Origin of the sequence: Microvirga sp. M2, assembly GCF_047497095.1 — a bacterium.
In the GTDB taxonomy this organism is placed as follows: domain Bacteria; phylum Pseudomonadota; class Alphaproteobacteria; order Rhizobiales; family Beijerinckiaceae; genus Microvirga.
Window position 1 is genome coordinate 2,412,728 of the sequence record NZ_CP134063.1, and the last position, 18,170, is coordinate 2,430,897.

General features: G+C 65.2%; 16 protein-coding genes and 1 pseudogene. 14 read left to right on the forward strand and 3 right to left on the reverse strand.

The window, feature by feature from the left end:
• Positions 1-55 precede the first annotated feature (55 nt).
• From RE429_RS11415 to RE429_RS11435, 5 genes are all read left to right on the forward strand, one after another.
• Positions 56-1,132 carry a BMP family ABC transporter substrate-binding protein gene (locus tag RE429_RS11415; protein ID WP_414470895.1) on the forward strand — a complete coding sequence of 359 codons (1,077 nt, stop codon included), beginning with the start codon at positions 56-58 and terminating at the stop codon, positions 1,130-1,132.
• Positions 1,133-1,233: 101 nt separating this feature from the next.
• Complete coding sequence (locus RE429_RS11420) at positions 1,234-1,884, forward strand: nicotinamidase (protein ID WP_414470896.1); 651 nt, start codon at positions 1,234-1,236, stop codon at positions 1,882-1,884.
• Between the two features lie 282 nt (positions 1,885-2,166).
• Positions 2,167-3,126 carry a lipoyl synthase gene (gene lipA / locus RE429_RS11425; RefSeq protein WP_414470897.1) on the forward strand — a complete coding sequence of 320 codons (960 nt, stop codon included), beginning with the start codon at positions 2,167-2,169 and terminating at the stop codon, positions 3,124-3,126.
• Positions 3,127-3,198: 72 nt separating this feature from the next.
• On the forward strand, positions 3,199-3,723 hold the full coding sequence (locus RE429_RS11430) for a topology modulation protein (protein ID WP_414470898.1): 525 nt from the start codon (positions 3,199-3,201) through the stop codon (positions 3,721-3,723).
• A gap of 3 nt (positions 3,724-3,726) precedes the next feature.
• Positions 3,727-4,176 carry a type II toxin-antitoxin system RatA family toxin gene (locus RE429_RS11435; protein WP_414470899.1) on the forward strand — a complete coding sequence of 150 codons (450 nt, stop codon included), beginning with the start codon at positions 3,727-3,729 and terminating at the stop codon, positions 4,174-4,176.
• A gap of 7 nt (positions 4,177-4,183) precedes the next feature.
• On the opposite strand, the gene RE429_RS11440 is transcribed toward RE429_RS11435, so the two are convergent.
• Both RE429_RS11440 and RE429_RS11445 read right to left on the reverse strand, forming a co-directional pair.
• Complete coding sequence (locus tag RE429_RS11440; RefSeq protein WP_414470900.1) at positions 4,184-4,705, reverse strand: CinA family protein; 522 nt, start codon at positions 4,703-4,705, stop codon at positions 4,184-4,186.
• Positions 4,702-5,910 (reverse strand): bifunctional 2-C-methyl-D-erythritol 4-phosphate cytidylyltransferase/2-C-methyl-D-erythritol 2,4-cyclodiphosphate synthase, encoded by a 1,209-nt coding sequence (locus RE429_RS11445; protein WP_414474176.1) that lies wholly within the window; start codon positions 5,908-5,910, stop codon positions 4,702-4,704. The genes RE429_RS11440 and RE429_RS11445 overlap by 4 nt, the downstream gene beginning before the upstream one ends.
• Positions 5,911-6,110: 200 nt before the next feature.
• Here RE429_RS11445 and dusB point away from each other — a divergent pair, with 200 nt between their 5' ends.
• The 7 genes from dusB (at position 6,111) to hflX (ending at position 15,289) form a co-directional block, all read left to right on the forward strand.
• A complete protein-coding gene (gene dusB, locus RE429_RS11450) occupies positions 6,111-7,097 on the forward strand; it encodes a tRNA dihydrouridine synthase DusB (RefSeq protein ID WP_414470901.1) in 987 nt (328 codons plus the stop codon).
• Positions 7,094-8,194: a two-component system sensor histidine kinase NtrB gene (locus RE429_RS11455; RefSeq protein ID WP_414470902.1), complete on the forward strand. Its 1,101-nt coding sequence runs from the start codon at positions 7,094-7,096 to the stop codon at positions 8,192-8,194. The genes dusB and RE429_RS11455 overlap by 4 nt, the downstream gene beginning before the upstream one ends.
• Before the next feature lie 11 nt (positions 8,195-8,205).
• Positions 8,206-9,669 (forward strand): nitrogen regulation protein NR(I), encoded by a 1,464-nt coding sequence (gene ntrC / locus RE429_RS11460; RefSeq protein ID WP_414470903.1) that lies wholly within the window; start codon positions 8,206-8,208, stop codon positions 9,667-9,669.
• Positions 9,670-9,733: 64 nt separating this feature from the next.
• Positions 9,734-12,034, forward strand: coding sequence for an ATP-binding protein (locus RE429_RS11465; RefSeq protein WP_414470904.1), 2,301 nt, complete (start codon positions 9,734-9,736; stop codon positions 12,032-12,034).
• A complete protein-coding gene (locus RE429_RS11470) occupies positions 12,031-13,401 on the forward strand; it encodes a sigma-54-dependent transcriptional regulator (protein ID WP_414470905.1) in 1,371 nt (456 codons plus the stop codon). Before RE429_RS11465 ends, RE429_RS11470 begins: the two co-directional genes overlap by 4 nt.
• A gap of 234 nt (positions 13,402-13,635) precedes the next feature.
• Positions 13,636-13,890: an RNA chaperone Hfq gene (gene hfq / locus RE429_RS11475; RefSeq protein WP_329785631.1), complete on the forward strand. Its 255-nt coding sequence runs from the start codon at positions 13,636-13,638 to the stop codon at positions 13,888-13,890.
• Between the two features lies 1 nt (position 13,891).
• Positions 13,892-15,289, forward strand: a complete 1,398-nt coding sequence (gene hflX / locus RE429_RS11480) for a GTPase HflX (RefSeq protein WP_414470906.1) — start codon at positions 13,892-13,894, stop codon at positions 15,287-15,289.
• A gap of 331 nt (positions 15,290-15,620) precedes the next feature.
• Here the strand turns inward: hflX and RE429_RS11485 are convergent, their stop codons facing one another.
• Positions 15,621-16,409 carry an NIPSNAP family protein gene (locus RE429_RS11485; protein WP_414470907.1) on the reverse strand — a complete coding sequence of 263 codons (789 nt, stop codon included), beginning with the start codon at positions 16,407-16,409 and terminating at the stop codon, positions 15,621-15,623.
• A gap of 96 nt (positions 16,410-16,505) precedes the next feature.
• On the opposite strand from RE429_RS11485, the gene RE429_RS11490 reads away from it, so the two are divergent.
• Both RE429_RS11490 and RE429_RS11495 read left to right on the forward strand, forming a co-directional pair.
• Positions 16,506-17,141 (forward strand): TetR/AcrR family transcriptional regulator, encoded by a 636-nt coding sequence (locus tag RE429_RS11490; protein WP_414470908.1) that lies wholly within the window; start codon positions 16,506-16,508, stop codon positions 17,139-17,141.
• 271 nt (positions 17,142-17,412) lie between these two features.
• Positions 17,413-18,170, forward strand: a pseudogene (locus tag RE429_RS11495) (IS5 family transposase).

The window sequence follows — 18,170 nt, forward strand, 5'->3', positions numbered from 1 at the left end:
GCCAGAAACCTTCGGAACTGCCAGGGATACCAGACCTTAACGTGGGGGAGCGAGCATGCTTTCAAAGACAATCATCGGAGCCTTGGCGGGTGCGGCAGCCCTGGCCTTGTCCGCCGGGAGCGCGGGCGCGCAGGAGAAGCTGAAGGTCGGCTTCGTCTATGTCGGCCCGATCGGCGATTTCGGCTACAGCTATCAGCACGATCAGGGCCGCCAGGAGATGGAAAAAGCTCTCGGCGACAAGGTCGAGACCACCTATGTCGAGAACGTGCCGGAAGCCGATTCCGAGCGCGCCATCGAGCAGCTGGCCCGCACCGGCCACAAGCTGATCTTCACGACCTCGTTCGGCTTCATGGAGCCGACCCTGAAGGTCGCCAAGAAGTACCCGAACATCAAGTTCGAGCACGCGACCGGCTTCAAGCGCGCCCCCAACGTGGCGACCTATGCCGCCAAGTTCCATGAGGGCCGCTACATCGCCGGCCAGATCGCCGGCAAGATGACCAAGTCCGGCACCATCGGCTATGTGGGCGCCTTCCCGATTCCGGAAGTGATCTCCGGCATCAACTCCTATTTCCTCGGCGCGCAGTCGGTGAACCCGAACGTCAAGCTGAAGGTCGTGTGGGTGAATTCCTGGTTCGATCCCGCGAAGGAAGGCGACGCCGCCAAGGCTCTGCTCGACCAGGGCGTGGACGTGCTCACGCAGCACACGGACAGCCCGGCCCCGCTGCAGGCCGCAGAGGCGCGCGGCAAGCTCGGCTTCGGCCAGGCCTCCGACATGGAGCGCTTCGCTCCGAAGGCTCAGCTGACGGCGATCATCGACCATTGGGGCGACTATTACATCCAGCGCACCAAGGCCGTTCTCGACGGCACCTGGAAGTCCGAGGACACCTGGGGCGGCCTCGCCGCCAATATGGTGCAGATGGCTCCCTACAAGAACATGCCCGACGACGTGAAGAAGATGGCCGAGGAGACCGAGGCCGCGATCAAGTCCGGCTCGCTCAACCCCTTCAAGTGCCCGGTCTACGGCCAGGACGGCAAGGAGATCGAGTGCAAGGGCAAGGGCGCGCTCTCGGACGAGCAGGTCCTCGGGATGAACTTCTACGTGAAGGGCATCGACGACAAGATCCCGCAATAAGCGGCGAGGCTCATCGACGAACCGAAGGCAGCCGAGCGTTCGGCTGCCTTTTTTGTTTCCGGGGTCCCTGATGGCGCCCGTGCGCGAGGAGGAGAATGCCAATGACCGAGCAACAGCAGATCCGGCCGGGCGACGCCGACGTGCTGGTGGTCGTCGACGTCCAGTACGACTTCCTTCCGGGCGGCGCCCTGGCGGTCCCGGACGGCGATGCGGTCGTCGCGCCGATCAACCGGCTGGCGAAGGCGTTCCGGCACGTGGTCCTGACGCAGGATTGGCACCCGAAGGGACACGCCTCCTTCGCGTCGAGCCATCCCGGCAGAAAGCCGTTCGAGGCGACCGAGCTCGCCTATGGCCCCCAGGTGCTGTGGCCCGATCATTGCATTCAGGGAACGCCCGGCGCGGACCTCTCCCGGGCTCTCGACATTCCCCACGCGCAGCTCGTCATCCGCAAAGGCTACAATGCGGATATCGACAGCTATTCGGGTTTCAAGGAGGCCGACCGCAAGACCTCGACGGGTCTCGAGGGCTACCTGAAGGAGCGGGGCTTCAGGCGGGTCTTCTGCGCCGGTCTCGCGACCGATTTCTGCGTGGCCTGGACCGCGATCGATGCCGCCGGGGCGGGCTTCGAGAGCTACCTGATCGAGGATGCGTCCCGGGCCATCGACGCCGGCGGCTCTCTGGCGAGGGCCAGGCGCGACTGGAACGCCGCGGGCGTCCGCACGATCGGGAGCGACCGGATCCGGCAGGCATGAACCGACGCCATTGTCGCTTCCGCCCTGGCCGGGCCTGAGCCGTGCATGACGATACGGGGGGCCTTGGAATCTGAGCATTTGCGAAGATGCGTCAAAAGTCTTACATCAAGCCCTAGCGCATCGTGCGGAAAAGTGGACCCGGTTTTTCGCAGGAACGATGCGCAGTCCTCTAATGGGAGCATCGAATTGATCCCAAAAGTGGATTCCACTTCCCGCGTCCGATGCTCTAGTCCGAAGGGCAGGTCCCTTCGCCCACAAGGTTCAAAGCTAGGTTCAGCCCCTATGGCCGTCGTTCTCGACCTTCTGAACAAGGACAACCGTCCCCGTCACCCGGAAAAGGCGCACCGGCCAGACCAGCCCGTTCAGCAGCGCAAGCCCGATTGGATCCGCGTGAAGGCACCGGGCTCGCCCAAATGGGCCGAGACCAACCGGATCGTCCGTGAGAACAAGCTCGTGACGGTCTGCGAGGAGGCGGGCTGCCCCAATATCGGCGAGTGCTGGGAGAAGAAGCACGCCACTTTCATGATCATGGGCGACACCTGCACCCGCGCCTGCGCCTTCTGCAACGTGAAGACCGGCCTGCCCGAGGCGCTCGACCGGGACGAGCCCGAGAACGTGGCCAAGGCCGTCGAGAAGCTGGGCCTGGAGCACGTGGTCATCACCTCCGTGGATCGCGACGACCTCGCCGACGGGGGGGCGCAGCATTTCGCGGACGTCATCCGTGCCATCCGGGCCCGCAGCCCCAAGACGACCATCGAGATCCTGACGCCCGATTTCCTCCGGAAGCCCGGCGCGCTCGAAGTGGTCGTGGCGGCCAAGCCCGACGTGTTCAACCACAACCTGGAAACCGTGCCGTCCAAGTACCTGAAGGTCCGTCCCGGCGCGCGGTATTTCCACTCGATCCGCCTGCTCCAGCAGGTGAAGGAGCTCGATCCGACCATCTTCACCAAGTCCGGCATCATGGTCGGCCTCGGGGAGGAGCGGAACGAGGTCCTGCAGCTCATGGACGACCTGCGCTCGGCGGATGTGGATTTCATGACCATCGGCCAGTACCTCCAGCCGACGAAGAAGCACCACCCCGTCATCCGCTTCGTCACGCCCGACGAATTCAAGGCCTATGAAACCACTGCCTATGCGAAGGGTTTCCTCCTCGTCTCCTCGACTCCGCTGACGCGCTCGTCGCATCACGCGGGCGAGGATTTCGCCAAGCTCAAGGCGGCGCGTCTCGCCAAGCTCGGCTGAAGCGTCTGACCCGGAGGGGAGTTTCGCCTTCGGGGTCCAATCAGACGCCTCATGATCACTTCGGGTGGGGGCATGCATCGCATTCTCGTCATCGGCAGCCCGGGTGCCGGCAAGAGCACCCTGGCCCGGCGCCTCAGTGAGCGGCTCGACCTGCCGCTGATCCATCTCGACCGGGAGTATTTCGGCCCCGGTTGGACGATGCCGCCGCGCCCCGAATGGCGCGAGCGGGTGAACGCGCTCGCCGCCCGGCCCGCCTGGGTCATGGACGGCAATTACGCCTCGACTTTCGACATCCGCGTGCCCCGGGCGACCGCCGTCGTCTGGCTCGACCTGCCGCGCTGGCGCTGCGCCTTCTCCGTCCTGTGGCGCGTGGCGAGGAACTACGGCCGCGTCCGGCCCGATCTCGGCCCGGATTGCCCGGAGAAATTCGATCTGTCCTTCATGCGCTGGATCTGGTCCTATCCCAGGACAATGCGCCCTAAGACCGCCCGGATGCTCGAACGCCTGCGGCCCGACCAGCGGGTCTTCGTGGTGCGCTCGCGCTCCGATATCCCGGCCCTCGAGGCCAATCTCACTCACATCAAGGAGGCCGCCTGAGCCATGCCGAACTTCCGCATGACTCGAATCGTCAAGCACAAGCCGGCCCAGATGTTCGCGCTCGTCGCGGACGTGGAGCGCTATCCGGAATTCGTGCCGCTCTGCGAGGAGCTGCGCATCATCCGCCGCGTGCAGAGCGGGGAGGGGATCGAGACGCTCGTCGCCGCCATGAGCGTGGGCTACAAGGCGATCCGGGAGAGCTTCACCACCCGCGTGACCCTGGACGAGCCGCGCCTGCGCATCGGTGTCGAATACGTGGACGGACCGTTCAAGTATCTCGAGAACCGCTGGACCTTCCGGGACGCACCGGGCGGCTGCGAGGTGGAATTCTACATCAACTACGAGTTCAAGAGCTTCGCGCTCGGTCTCGTCATGGGCACCGTCTTCGACAAGGCCTTCCGGAAGTTCACGGAGGCCTTCGAGCAGCGGGCCGACACGGTTTTCGCAACGTGAGAAGAGCTTAGAGCGTGAGCACCCGTTCGAGGAGAGCCATGGCGTCCTCGACCGCGCTCCGGCGCACGGCTTCCCGGCCGAGGTCGCCGTAGCGCCGCTCCAGGTGGATCGTCGCGAAGGACTTTCCGGCAAGGCCGAAATGCACGAGGCCCACCGGCTTCGTGGCCGTTGCGCCGCCGGGTCCGGCGATTCCGGTGACGCCGACGGCCACGTCCGCTCGGGAATGCGCCAGCGCGCCCTCGGCCATGGCCCGCGCCACCGGTTCGCTCACCGCGCCATGGGCCGCGATGAGAGGCGCCGGAACGCCGATGAGTTCCGTCTTCGCCTCGTTCGAATAGGTCACGAAGCCGCGCTCCACGACCGCCGAGGAGCCGGCGATCTCCGTCAGCAGGGCCGCCACGAGGCCGCCCGTGCAGGATTCCGCGGTCGCGATCTTCAGGCCCTTCTCCTCATAGGCCTTGAGCAGGGCCGCCGCGCGCTGCTTCAGTTCGGGTGTCATGAGAACGGGCGTCACGGGAACGATCGTCATGGTGAAACCTCCGGCGAAATATCTGGGAGGCGGATCGTTGCGGCGGCCTGGGCGGCGATGCCTTCGCTCCGGCCGGTGAACCCGAGCTTTTCCGTCGTGGTGGCTTTCAGCGACACCTGATCGAGCCGCAGGCCCACGATCCCGGCGATCCGCTGGCGCATCGCCTCGCGATGGGGGCCGAGGCGCGGCTTTTCGCACAGAAGCGTCGCGTCCAGGTGGTCGATCAGACCGCCGCGTCCCCTCACCAGGGCCGCCGCATGGGCCAGGAACCGGTCGGACGACGCCCCGCGCCATTGCGGATCGCTCGGCGGGAAATGGGTGCCGATATCCCCGTCCGCAATGGCGCCGAGGAGGGCGTCCGTGAGGGCATGGAGAATGACGTCGCCGTCCGAATGGGCGATCACGCCTCTGTCGTGGGGAACCTTGATCCCGCCGAGCCAGACATGGTCGCCGTCGCCGAAGGCGTGAACGTCGAAACCGGTTCCGAGCCGGGTCACATAGGTCATCGCTAATCCTCGCAAGCGCCTCTCGGCTTCGGGAAAGTCGGAAGCACGGGTCAGTTTGGTGTTGAGGGGATCCCCTTCGAACACATGGACGGGATGGCCCGCCCACTCGGCCAGAGCCCCATCGTCCGTGAAATGTCCGATGCCGGCCTGGGCGGCTCTGCGGTGCGCGGCGAGCAGCGCCGCGAAGTCGAAGGCCTGGGGCGTCTGCACGGCCCTGAGCCCGGCGCGATCCGGCGTCGACACGACTTCGTTCCGGGCCCCGATGACCTTGATCGTGTCGGTCACGGCAATGCCGGGCACGGCCGCCTCCCATTGCTCCGCCGCCGCGAGGGCGCGCGCGATGAGCGCGTCGCTCGCGAAGGGCCGGGCTGCATCGTGGATCAGGATGTGCCGGGGAGCGGAGGCCTCAAGGGATTCGAGCCCGTTTCGAACCGAATCCTGACGCGTTTCTCCGCCGTAGGCCACCGGCAGGAGGCGGCCGGTTCTCCCGGCGGGAAGGGCCGCAACGGCTTGCCGATAGAGATCGATATCGTCCGGATGAACGACGACGAGCACGGCCTCGATCTTCGGGTGGCGCAGGAAGGCGTCCAGGGTCAGGGTCAGGACGGGCTTTCCGCCGAGGAGCCGATATTGCTTCGGAACTCCCTCGCCGGCTCTCGATCCACGTCCTGCGGCGACGATAAGGACGGCGACTGGCACCAAGGTGGGTTCTCCCCTTCACGCGCTCTTCCGGCGCATCGCGCGGCCCTTCAGGTCCGCAAGGACGCCGCTCTTCACTCATCCGATGCTCTAAGGGCGACTTGGAAATAAGGCAAATCTCTCCGCCAGGGACTTGCGCTTCAGATTGGATTGGCTAGTAAATAGGCACAATGGAACTTGATCAAAAAATAGGCGAGGGGATGCGGGTGGGACCCATCGAGGTCGACGCACCGGCGATCCTCGCACCTCTGTCGGGCGTCACGGATGTGGCGTTCCGGCGCATCGCGAAGCGTCTGGGGGCCGGTCTCGTGGTCTCCGAGATGGTCGCGTCGGATGAGCTCGTCCGGGGTTCGGAAGAGGCGCAGCTCCGGGCCGAGGGCGCCGGCATCGAGCCTCACGTGGTCCAGCTGGCGGGCTGCGACCCCCGCTGGATGGCGGAGGGGGCGCGGGTCGCCGAAGCGGCGGGCGCCCGGATCATCGACATCAACATGGGCTGCCCCGCGAAACGCGTGATCGGCGGCTATGCGGGTTCCGCCCTGATGCGCGACCTCGACCATGCCTGCCGGCTGATCGACGCGACGGTGCTGGCGGTGTCCGTGCCGGTGACGGTGAAGATGCGGCTCGGCTGGGACCATGACGCCCTGAACGCCGCGGAACTCGCCCGGCGGGCACAGGCTCTCGGCGTGAGGGCCGTGACGGTACACGGCCGGACGCGGCAGCAATTCTACAAGGGCCGCGCCGATTGGGCCGCGATCGCGCCCGTCGTGCAATCCGTGAGCATTCCCGTGATCGCCAACGGCGATGTCGGCTCGCTGGACGACGCCCGGACATGCCTTGCCGCGTCGAAGGCCGATGCGGTGATGATCGGACGCTCGGCCGTCGGCCGGCCATGGATCGTGGGTCAGATCGGGGCCGCACTTCGCGGAAGGGCGTTGCCCGACCCGAGCCCGGCCGAGAAGACCGACCTTGCCCTGGAGCATTACGACGGCCTTTTGTCCCTCTACGGAGCCAGGGTGGGCATCCGGCACGCCCGCAAACATCTCGCGGCATATGCCGAGGCGGCGATGGAGGCCGGTTTTCACGTCCCGCAGAAGGTCCGGACCGGCCTCGTCACGTCGGACGATCCGGGCGTCGTCATGGCGCTGCTGGGCTCTCTCTATGCCCATCGGAACCGGGAGGCGGCATGACGGCGGCGATGAACGACCTCATCATGAACGCGCTGCCCTTGCCGGTTCTGACCGTGGGGAGCGAGCACGGCATCGTCCACGCGAATGCGGCGGCCGAAGCGTTCTTCGAGGCGAGCCTGCGCATGATGCAGCGGCAGAAGCTCACCGATTTTCTCCCCTTCGGCTCTCCCGTCCTGAGCCTCGTGGACGATGTCCGGCAGCGGGGCGCGAGCGTGAGCGAGCACCGCGTCGACATCGGCAGTCCGCGCCTCGGTCCGGAACGGATCGTGGATGTGTTCGCGACGCCGCTCGGTGACGACAGCGACCATGTGGTCGTGATGCTCCAGGAGCGCACGATCGCCGACAAGATGAACCGGCAGCTCACCCATCGCGGCGCCGCCCGGTCGATCACGGCACTGGGAGCGCTGCTCGCGCACGAGATCAAGAATCCGCTCTCGGGCATTCGCGGAGCGGCGCAACTCCTCGAACAATCGGCCGATGAGGACGACAGGCTCCTCACGCGCCTGATCTGCGACGAGACGGACCGGATCGTGAAACTCGTCGAACGCATGGAGCATTTCGGCGAGGAACGGCCGGTGGACCGCGGCCCCGTGAACATCCACGGCGTGCTCGACCACGTGAAGCGCCTCGCCGGGTCGGGTTTCGCGCGTCATATCCGCTTCGTCGAGACCTACGATCCGTCCCTGCCGCCGGTGCTCGGCAACCGGGATCAATTGGTGCAGGTCATCCTGAACCTCGTGAAGAATGCCGCGGAGGCGGTCGGGATCGATGCGACGGACGGAGAGATCACCCTGTCGACCGCCTTCCGGACCGGCGTCAGGCTGCAGGTGCCGGGATCGCACGAGCGCGTGAGCCTGCCGATCGAGCTGAGCGTCAGCGACAACGGCCCGGGCATTCCTCCGGAGCTGATGGGCGATCTGTTCGATCCCTTCGTCACCACCAAGGTGCAGGGCAGCGGCCTCGGGCTCGCGCTCGTGGCGAAGATCGTCGGCGACCATGGCGGCATCGTCGAATGCGAACCGGCGCCGAGGCGCACGACCTTCCGAATTCTCCTTCCCATGCACCGCGCTACCGCCGGTAGCGACATGGCTATGTGAGGCTCAAGACCATGCCAAGCGGACAAATTCTCCTCGCCGACGACGACGCCGCGATCAGGACCGTCCTGAACCAGGCCCTGTCCAGGGCCGGATACGAGGTCCGCTCCACCAGCAACGCCGCGACGCTCTGGCGCTGGGTGGCCCAGGGCGAAGGCGACATCATCATCACCGACGTGATGATGCCGGACGAGAACGCCTTCGATCTGCTCCCCCGCATCAAGAAGCTGCGGCCGGACCTTCCCATCATCGTCATGAGCGCGCAGAACACGTTCATGACGGCCATCAAGGCATCGGAGCGCGGCGCCTACGAGTATCTGCCGAAGCCGTTCGATCTCAAGGAACTGGTGGCGGTGGTGGGACGCGCGCTCTCCAGGCCCAGGACGCCCGTTCCGACCGCCGCCCCCGTCGAGAACGAGGACATCCCCCTGGTCGGCCGCTCCCACGCCATGCAGGAGATCTACCGCGCCCTGGCGCGCCTGATGCCGACCGATCTGACCGTGATGATCACGGGCGAGTCCGGAACCGGCAAGGAACTCGTCGCGAAGGCGCTGCACGATTACGGCAAGCGCCGGCAGGGGCCTTTCGTTGCCGTGAACATGGCGGCGATTCCGCGCGAACTCATCGAATCCGAGCTCTTCGGCCACGAGAAGGGCGCCTTCACGGGAGCAACCGCCCGCAATACCGGCCGCTTCGAGCAGGCCGAGGGCGGAACCCTCTTCCTTGATGAAATCGGCGACATGCCCATGGAGGCGCAGACGCGGCTCCTGCGCGTCCTCCAGCAGGGCGAATACACCACGGTCGGCGGCCGCGTGCCGATCAAGACCAATGTCCGCATCGTGGCGGCGACGAACAAGGACCTGCGGGTGCTCATCCAGCAGGGATTGTTCCGGGAGGATCTCTATTTCCGCCTCAACGTCGTCCCGCTGCGCCTGCCGCCCCTGCGCGAGCGCGTGGAGGACATTCCGGACCTCGCCCGGCACTTCTTTTCGCTCGTGGAAAAGGAGGGGCTGTCCCGCAAGCACCTCGACGCGGATGCGATGGATCGCCTCAAGCGCTACCGGTGGCCCGGAAACGTCCGCGAACTCGAAAATCTCGTGCGCCGCCTGGCCGCTCTCTATCCGCAGGACACGATCACCGGAGCGATCATCGACGCGGAACTCGATTCCCAGCCCTTGCCGACGCCGCAGCCGGCCGGCAAGGCCGCCGGGCAGGCCCAACAGGGCTCGGAGGGGCTCTCGGAGGCGGTCGAGCGCCATCTGGCGGAATATTTCTCCGGATTCCGCGACAGCTTGCCGCCGCCCGGCCTCTATCACCGGATCCTGCGGGAAATCGAAGGGCCTCTCATCGGAGCTGCCCTTGCAGCGACCCGTGGAAACCAGATCCGTGCGGCCGAACTTCTGGGCGTGAACCGCAACACCTTGCGCAAGAAGGTCCGCGATCTGGACCTGATGGTGGTGCGCAGCAATCGCCCCTGATCGGGCGGCTGTAATAATTTGACCACAGTGTTGTGTTGGTGCATCACCCTTCAACGGGTGCTCCATGAAGGGCGCCCGATTTGCGGGGCCTCACGTCTTGACCGAGCAGAGCATTCACGAACCGCGCCAAGTGGCGGACCCGCGCCAAGTGGCGGAACCGGCCCAGGGCAGCCTTGGCTGGCTGGGCTACGGTGCCGTGCTCGCGGCCCTCGGTTCGGCCCTGACCACCTTCCTGGTTCTGTCCGGCGCGACCCCGATCCTGCCGACGAACAACGTGGTCATCGGCATGTTCGTCATCAACGGATTGCTGATCACGCTGCTTCTGGGCGTCGTCGCCTGGCAGGCCAAGAAGCTCGTGCGCGAGCATCGGGCGGGGGCCGCCGCGGCCGGTCTCCATGTCAGGATCGTGGGCCTGTTCAGCCTGGTGGCCGTTCTGCCGGCGATCCTCGTGGCGGGCGTGGCGACCGTCACCCTGGAGCGCGGCCTCGATCCCTGGTTCACCGGCAAGATCCGGGAGCTGATGTACAACACGGTCGAAATCGCGCGGGCGTACCGGGAAACGCAGTGCCGGATGCTCGCCCGCGAAACCAACCTGCTGGCGGTCGATCTCAACCGCGCGAAGGTCATGTACGACGCGGACCGGAAGCTCTTTCGCGAATACATGACCTATCGTTCGGTGGCGCTCGGATTCCCGCTGGCCATGATCCTGGAGCCGAACGGCACGGTCGTGGAAAAGATCGAGTCGAAAAAGCTCGAAGGCATTCCCGAGCCGAAGGAAGCGGATCTCCAGGACGCCAGCAGCCAGGAGCCGTGGTGCCTTTTTCCGCGCACGGGCAATATCGTCGTTTCGGTCCTCAAGCTCGAGGCGCATAGCGGGCGGATCCTCTACATCGCCCGCGAGGTCGACCAGAGGGCCATCGAATTCCCGCCCATCGCCGAAGCCGGCGTCGCCTATTACGAGGCCTTCGATCAGAAGAAGGCGGGCATTCAGTTCGCGTTCGCGTCCATGTTCACCCTCATCGCCCTGACCGTGCTTCTCTCGGCGATCTGGTTCGGGCTGAATTTCGCCAACCGTCTCGTCGCGCCGATCCGCCGCCTGATTCATGCGACCGACCAGGTGGCGACCGGGAACTTCTACGTGCAGGTTCCGGTCAAGCGCAGCGAGGGCGACCTGGGCCATCTCGGCGAGACCTTCAACAAGATGACGTCGGAGCTGCGCCGCCAGCACGACGGCCTCACGGCGGCGAGCGAGCTCATCGACAGCAGGCGGCGCTTCACGGAAGCCGTTCTGGCCGGCGTCTCGGCTGGCGTGATCGGCATCAACGCGCGGGGCACGATCACGATCGTCAATCCCTCCACGGAAGCCCTGCTGCAAACGGCGCGCGAGAGCCTGATCGGCCGCCCGATCACGGACGTCCTGCCGGAGGTCGCCCAGCTCGTCCTGGAAATGAGCCAGGGACGCCAGCGCCTGATGCAGGACCAGATCCAGATCTCGCGCAAAGGCAAGGAGCGCACCATCAATGTGCGCGTCACGAGCGATCAGACCCGAAACGACAAGCGCGAGATCGTCATCACGCTCGACGACATCACCGATCTCGTCGTGGCGCAGCGCACCTCCGCCTGGGCCGACGTGGCGCGGCGCATCGCGCACGAGATCAAGAATCCGCTGACGCCGATCCAGCTCTCGGCCGAGCGGATCCGCCGGAAATACGGCAAGGTGATCACCACCGACCGGGAGGTCTTCGACCAGTGCACCGACACGATCGTGCGGCAGGTCGACGACATCAAGCGCATGGTCGACGAGTTCTCGTCCTTCGCCCGCATGCCGAAACCGACCATCGGGCGGGAGGATCTGGCCGAAACGATCCGCCAGGTGGTGTTCATGATGCGCATCGCGCATCCCGACATCGCCTTCGTCGACCGGGTCCCTGAAGGACGGGTGATCGCGCCCTTCGACCGGCGGCTGATCTCCCAGGCCGTGACGAACATCGTCAAGAATGCGACCGAAGCGATTGCGGCCCTGCCGGAAGAGGAACGCGGCGAGCCGCAGATCACGGTGACGTTGGACGAAAGCCATCCCGACTACCTGATCCTGGCCGTGACCGACAACGGCAAGGGGTTCCCGCTCGAGGGCCGCCAGCGGCTGCTCGAGCCCTATATGACGACCCGCGACGGCGGCACCGGACTGGGCCTCCCGATCGTGGCGAAGATTTTGGAAGACCATGGGGGCGGCATGGACCTCGTCGACAATCCCGCAGGCCGGGGCGGACAGGTTCGCATGTGGATCCCGAAGACGAAGCAAGTTGCCGATGAAGAGACGCCCGCCGCCTCGGAACGCAACGAAACTCGCAGAGCAAGTCTATGAGCGCTGACATCCTCGTCGTTGACGACGAAATCGACATTCGCGAATTGGTGGCCGGCATTCTCGAGGACGAGGGCCATCGCACACGCACGGCGGGAACGTCTGACGATGCGCTTGCGGCCATCGAGGCGCGCCGTCCGCATCTCGTGTTCCTCGATATCTGGCTGCAGGGAAGCCGCCTCGACGGCCTCCAAGTCCTGGACATCGTCAAGGCCCAGCATCCCGATCTGCCCGTGGTGATGATTTCAGGGCACGGCAACATCGAAACCGCCGTCTCGGCCATCAAGGCCGGAGCCTACGACTTCATCGAGAAGCCCTTCAAGGCGGACCGCCTCGTGCTCGTCGCCGAGCGGGCCCTCGAAGCGTCGCGCCTCAAGCGCGAGGTGAGGGACCTGCGCTCCCGCTCCATCCAGGCCAACCGCATCGCGGGCAAGTCCATCGTCATCAACCAGTTGCGGCAGGCCGTCGAGCGGGCCGCCCCCACGAACGCCCGCATCCTGATCACCGGCGCCCCCGGGTCCGGCAAGGAGCTGACGGCGCGGACGATCCACGGCATGTCCACGCGCGCCAACGGCCCGTTCGTGGTTCTCACGGCGGCGAACATCACGCCCGAGACCATGGAGACCGAGCTTTTCGGCAACGAGGGCGCGGAAGGCGGAGGCCGCAGGGTCGGCGCCCTCGAGGAGGCGCATGGCGGCACGCTCTATATCGACGAGATCGCCGACATGCCGCGCGAAACGCAGAACCGGATCCTGCGCGTCCTCGTCGACCAGAATTTTCAGCGCGTGGGGGGCACGACGCGCGTGCACGTGGACGTGCGCATCATCTCCTCGTCGAGCCGGGACCTGCCGGCGGAGATCGCCGCCGGACACTTCCGCGAGGATCTGTTCCACCGGCTCGGCGTGATCCCGATCCGCGTCCCGTCCCTGGCCGAGAGGCGCGAGGACGTGCCGGAACTGATCGAGTTCTTCATGGATCAGATCTCCACCACGACCGGCCTTCCCAGGCGCCGGATCGCCGAGGATGCCATGGCGGTGCTTCAGTCTCACGACTGGCCGGGCAATGTCCGTCAGCTGCGCAACAATGTCGAACGCTTGATGATCCTGAGCTCCGGCGACCCGGATGCCGAGGTGACGGCGGACATGCTGCCCTCGGAGATCGGCACCCTGGTGCCGACCACGCCGGGAGGGGCAGGGGGCGAGAAGCTGATGAGCCTGCCCTTGCGTGATGCGCGCGAGATCTTCGAGCGGGAATATCTCCTGGCGCAGATCGCCCGCTTCAGCGGCAACATTTCCCGCACGGCGGAGTTCATCGGGATGGAGCGTTCCGCCCTTCACCGGAAGCTGAAATCGCTGGGGATCGGCAGCTAGAATCTCCCTTGCCGCCTCACAGGGAAGTGGTTCTGCGGGGGGCCGTCGCCTTCCGCCGCCCTCATCCACGGGAAAATATGCTCCGGAGGGGGTAGATTAATGAAGACCCTCTTGCCGAACGGTCAACTTCGCCCTGTAATAGTCGGGCCGGTCGACGACCGCACGATAGCGGAAACCATATACAGGCGGCCCAATAGCCAAGACCGGCGGTGATGGGCTTGCGAGGCAACTTCAATGGCGGGCGATCGCGCGCAGAATCTTCAGGACACGTTTCTCAACTACGTCCGGAAGCAAAAGATTCCCCTGACGATATTCCTTGTGAACGGCGTGAAGCTTCAAGGGGTCGTCACATGGTTCGACAATTTCTGCGTTCTTCTGCGCAGAGACGGTCACTCCCAGCTGGTTTACAAGCACGCTATTTCCACCATCATGCCCGGACAGCCCGTCCAATTGTTCGACCAGGTCGACGAGGCTGGCGAAAAGGCTTGAGGTGACTGAACCGCGCACTCCGGGGGAACACCGTCTCGCAGAGCTGGCCGAACCTGAGAAAGAGGTCGCGGTCGGCACCCGGACGCTTGTCGTCGGGCCGTATCTGACCCGAAAGCGTCGCTCGCTTTCCTCCGACGGGGAGGCCGAGGAGACGAACCCTCGGCCGCCCGAGGCGCGCCTGGACGAGGCGTCGGGTCTCGCGCTCGCCATCGATCTCTCCGTCGTCCGGTCTCTGATCGCGCCGCTCGCCTCTCCCCGGCCCGCAACCTATATCGGAAGCGGCAAGGTGGACGAGCTGGCGGCCCTGATCAGGGCCGAGGACGTCGGCCTCGTGGTCATGGATTGCGCCCTCAGCCCCGTGCAGCAGCGAAATCTGGAAAAGGCCTGGGGCGCGAAGGTCATCGACAGGACCGGCCTGATTCTGGAGATCTTCGGTCGGCGCGCCCGCACGAAAGAGGGCACCCTTCAGGTCGAGCTGGCGCATCTGTCCTACCAGAAGGGGCGGCTCGTCCGCTCATGGACCCACCTGGAGCGGCAGCGCGGCGGCTTCGGCTTTCTCGGGGGACCCGGCGAAACCCAGATCGAAGCGGACCGGCGGCTCATTCAGGAGCGGATGAACCGGATCGAGCGCGACCTGGAAAGCGTGGTCAAGACACGCTCCCTGCACCGGACGAGCCGGAGGCGGGTGCCCTATCCCATCGTGGCTCTCGTAGGCTACACCAATGCCGGCAAGTCGACCCTCTTCAACCGCATGACCCGGGCCGAGGTTCTGGCCGAGAACATGCTGTTCGCCACCCTCGATCCGACGACCCGCGCCATCGATCTCCCCCACGGCGAAAAGGCGATCCTGTCCGATACGGTCGGGTTCATTTCCGATCTGCCGACCATGCTCGTGGCGGCCTTCCGGGCGACTCTTGAGGACGTGGTCGAGGCCGATATCCTCCTGCATGTGCGCGACGTCTCCCATGGGGAGACGGAGGCTCAGGCGGGCGACGTGGCCGTCGTCCTGCGCGAGCTCGGGATCGATCCGGACGACACCCGCAGGATCATCGAGGTCTGGAACAAGGCCGATCTCCTCTCGGCGCAGGACCGCGAACGCCTGGCGACGGCGTCCCGTCGCACCGGGATCGAGCGGCGGCCGATCCTGATATCGGCGCTCACCGGGGAAGGTGTGCCCGAGCTTCTGGAGACCATCGAGCAGCACCTCGCCATGGGACGGCGGACCTATGAGGTCGACGTGGCTCCCGAGGACGGGCAGGGGCTTGCCTGGCTTCACGAGAACACCGAGATCCTTAAGCGGGAAACGCTGGAGGACGGCCACACCCTCCTCCATGTGCGCCTGGTTCAGGGCAAGGAGCCCCGGTTCCTGAACCGTTTCGCCAATGCCCGCGTGATTTAGAGCATCGGGTGCGGGAAGTCGGAACCGGTTCTGCGTGAAAAGATGTTCAAGATCAAAATGGTAAATCATCGGACGTGAGTTCGATTTCACACCGATGCCGTGATCATTCATCGTCATCATTCACCGTCATGGCCGGGCTCGTCCCGGCCATGACGATGAATGATGCTGCCACGATAGAATTGCGCATCGTTCGAGCGAAAGCCGGGTCCACTTTTCACGTTCGATGCGCTAGAGCCTTTTCCGCAAAAGTGGATGCCGGTATTGCGAAGAAAAGGCGTCTTTCTCAAAAAACAAGAGCCTTTTCCATGAACCGAAGGTCATGGAAAAGGCTCTAGCCGTGCAGAAGGGAACGACCCGTCGGCATCAGTCTCGACACCTCGTTCGGCCTCCAGGTGCGCCGATCCATCTCGGGAAGGGCCTTGCTCACCCACTCGTCCGACTGGGCAAGAGCCGCGAGATGGCTCTCGTAAGCCGGCAGGCTGGGAAAGCTCGAGAACCACGCAAAGACGGTCTCGCCTTCGCGAACGGGAAGTCGCGGAAAGGTGTTCGGACTTCTCTCGGTGACGAATGCGGCCAGAACCGTTGCCGAGGCCCGTCGCAGAATCGGCTGGAGTGATTCCCCGAAGAACGTTGCGAAAGCCTCATCGGTCCGCGGAGCGAGATAGCAGATCGTCGCCACGATCAGACCCGGTTGCCCTTGGGGGCCCGCCACGTGAAGGCGCTCCTCCGCCGGGGCAGCGAACCCGGCTTGGGGCGCCGCGGGGCGCAGGAGCAGCACGTTGTCGGAGTTGATCATCGTGCCGTTTGCAACGTCCCTGTGGGCCGCCCAGACCGGGCCCGTGTAGAACGTCTGCAAGGCTGCCGCGCGGGACGGCATGTCCGAAAAGCCCCGCAACCAGACGAAATCGTTGGGGGCGTCCAGGTCGCGGAACTGCCCGATCACCCGCATGCCGACCGCTTCCTGCGTCTCCACGAACTCACGGTCGAAGAGATCGATCAAAGTCTCTCGTTTCCCTGGATGAAGGCGATAGCGCCGCAGCTCGACGATGGATGGTCCGGGGGCGTTCGCCTTCGGCCGAATGCCGCCGTCGGTCCCGTCGCGATCAGTCAAAACAGTCATGAGAATCTCCACAAACAGGACGTTCATCCTGTTTCCATTACGGGACGCTTGTCCTGTTTTGTCAACCTGCTATCCTGGCTTGCACAAGGAGGCAGCATGGCGAGCCGAGCGCCCACGAAACATCGACGCAGCAATGATCCCGAAGGTGTCCGACGCCGCGTCGTCGACGCGGCCTATGCGGCCTTCTCGACACAAGGATATCACGCGACCTCGGTCCATGACCTGAAGCGCGAGGCGGGGGCGACGGGTGGCGCCCTTGCGCACCATTTCGCCACGAAGAAAGAGCTTGGACTCGCCGTCATACGAGACCGGGTCGCCGCAGCCGTTGAGGAGACGTGGATCCGGCCCGTGCTGGCCGCCTCGACTGCGTCAGAGGGTATTCAGGCCGTCTTCGCCGGCATCATCGCGGAACTGGAGGGCCAGGGCGCAGTCTCCGGTTGCCCGTTGAACAACCTCGCGATCGAGCTCGCGCGCCATGACGACGATTTCCGTGTGTCGATCGATACGGTGTTTGTCCGATGGCGAGAGGCGATCGCAGACAAGCTCAAGGCTGACTTGAGCGCCGGGGCCGTGTTCGATCTCGATCCTGAAGCCTTCGCGGTCCTGGTCGTCGCATCCTACTCGGGCGCGATGGCAATGGCGAAAGCCCAACAGAGCGCGGAGCCGCTCAGGGTCTGCGCCGAGCAGCTTGCCCGGGTGATGTGCAAGCGCAGTCCGGCGGTCGGTCTATGACACCGTCAAAGCGGTTTCGTTCGAGCGTCCTCAGAGCATCGGACGTGACATCGAACCCGCGTCCGATGCAGCCAGTCTATGGTCTTGAGCATCGACCGCAAAACCGGTTCCCATTTTTGCGTGCGTTGCTCTCGTTGCTTGAGCATCTTTCCACGCAAAACCGGTTCCCACTTTTGCGTTCGATGCGCTAGGGCCAATCCACATTCAGGATTCACACGAGCGAAGAAAGCTGACTCACTGGGTTGCAGGTGGTTTGATTCGGAGCCGGACGATGGGTGTGAAGCGATACGAACTGAGCGAAGCCCAGTGGCGGCGCATCGCCCCCCTGCTGCCGGGCAAGGTGGGCGACCCCGGCCGCAGCGGGGCGGATAACCGCCTGTTCGTCAACGGCGTCTTGTGGGTGCTGCGCTCTGGAGCATTCTGGCAGCATCTGCCCGAGCGCTACGGCAAATGGAAGAGCGTCCACGCCCGCTTTACCCGCTGGACCAAGGCCGGGGTCTGGGAGCAGGTGTTTGCCGAGCTGATCAAGGATCGCGACAATCACTATCTCATGCTCGACACCACCCTGGTGCGCGTCCATCAGCAGGCCGCCGCCGGAAAAGGGGGGCCGCCACTCAGGCGCTGGGGCGTTCCCGCGGGGGTCTGACCACCAAGATCCACATGATCTGTGACGGCCTCGGCCGACCGCTGCGCTTCCTGCTGAGCGCCGGCCAGCGCCACGACTGCCTCGGCGCCAAGGCGCTGCTCGACGGCTTCCAGGCCCGGTCCGTCCTGGCCGATCGGGCCTATGACACCAACGAGCTGCGCCAGACCATCGCGGCGATGGGCGCCGAGGCGGTCATTCCCTCAAGCCGATCGCGCAAGCAGCCGATTGCCCATGACGCCACCGCCTACAAACTGCGCAATCGGATCGAACGCTGCTTCAACAAGCTCAAGCACTGCCGACGCTTTGCAACCCGGTACGACCGGCGCGCCTGCCACTTCCTCGCCTTCATCCACCTCGCCGCCATCATGCTCTGGCTGTGCTGA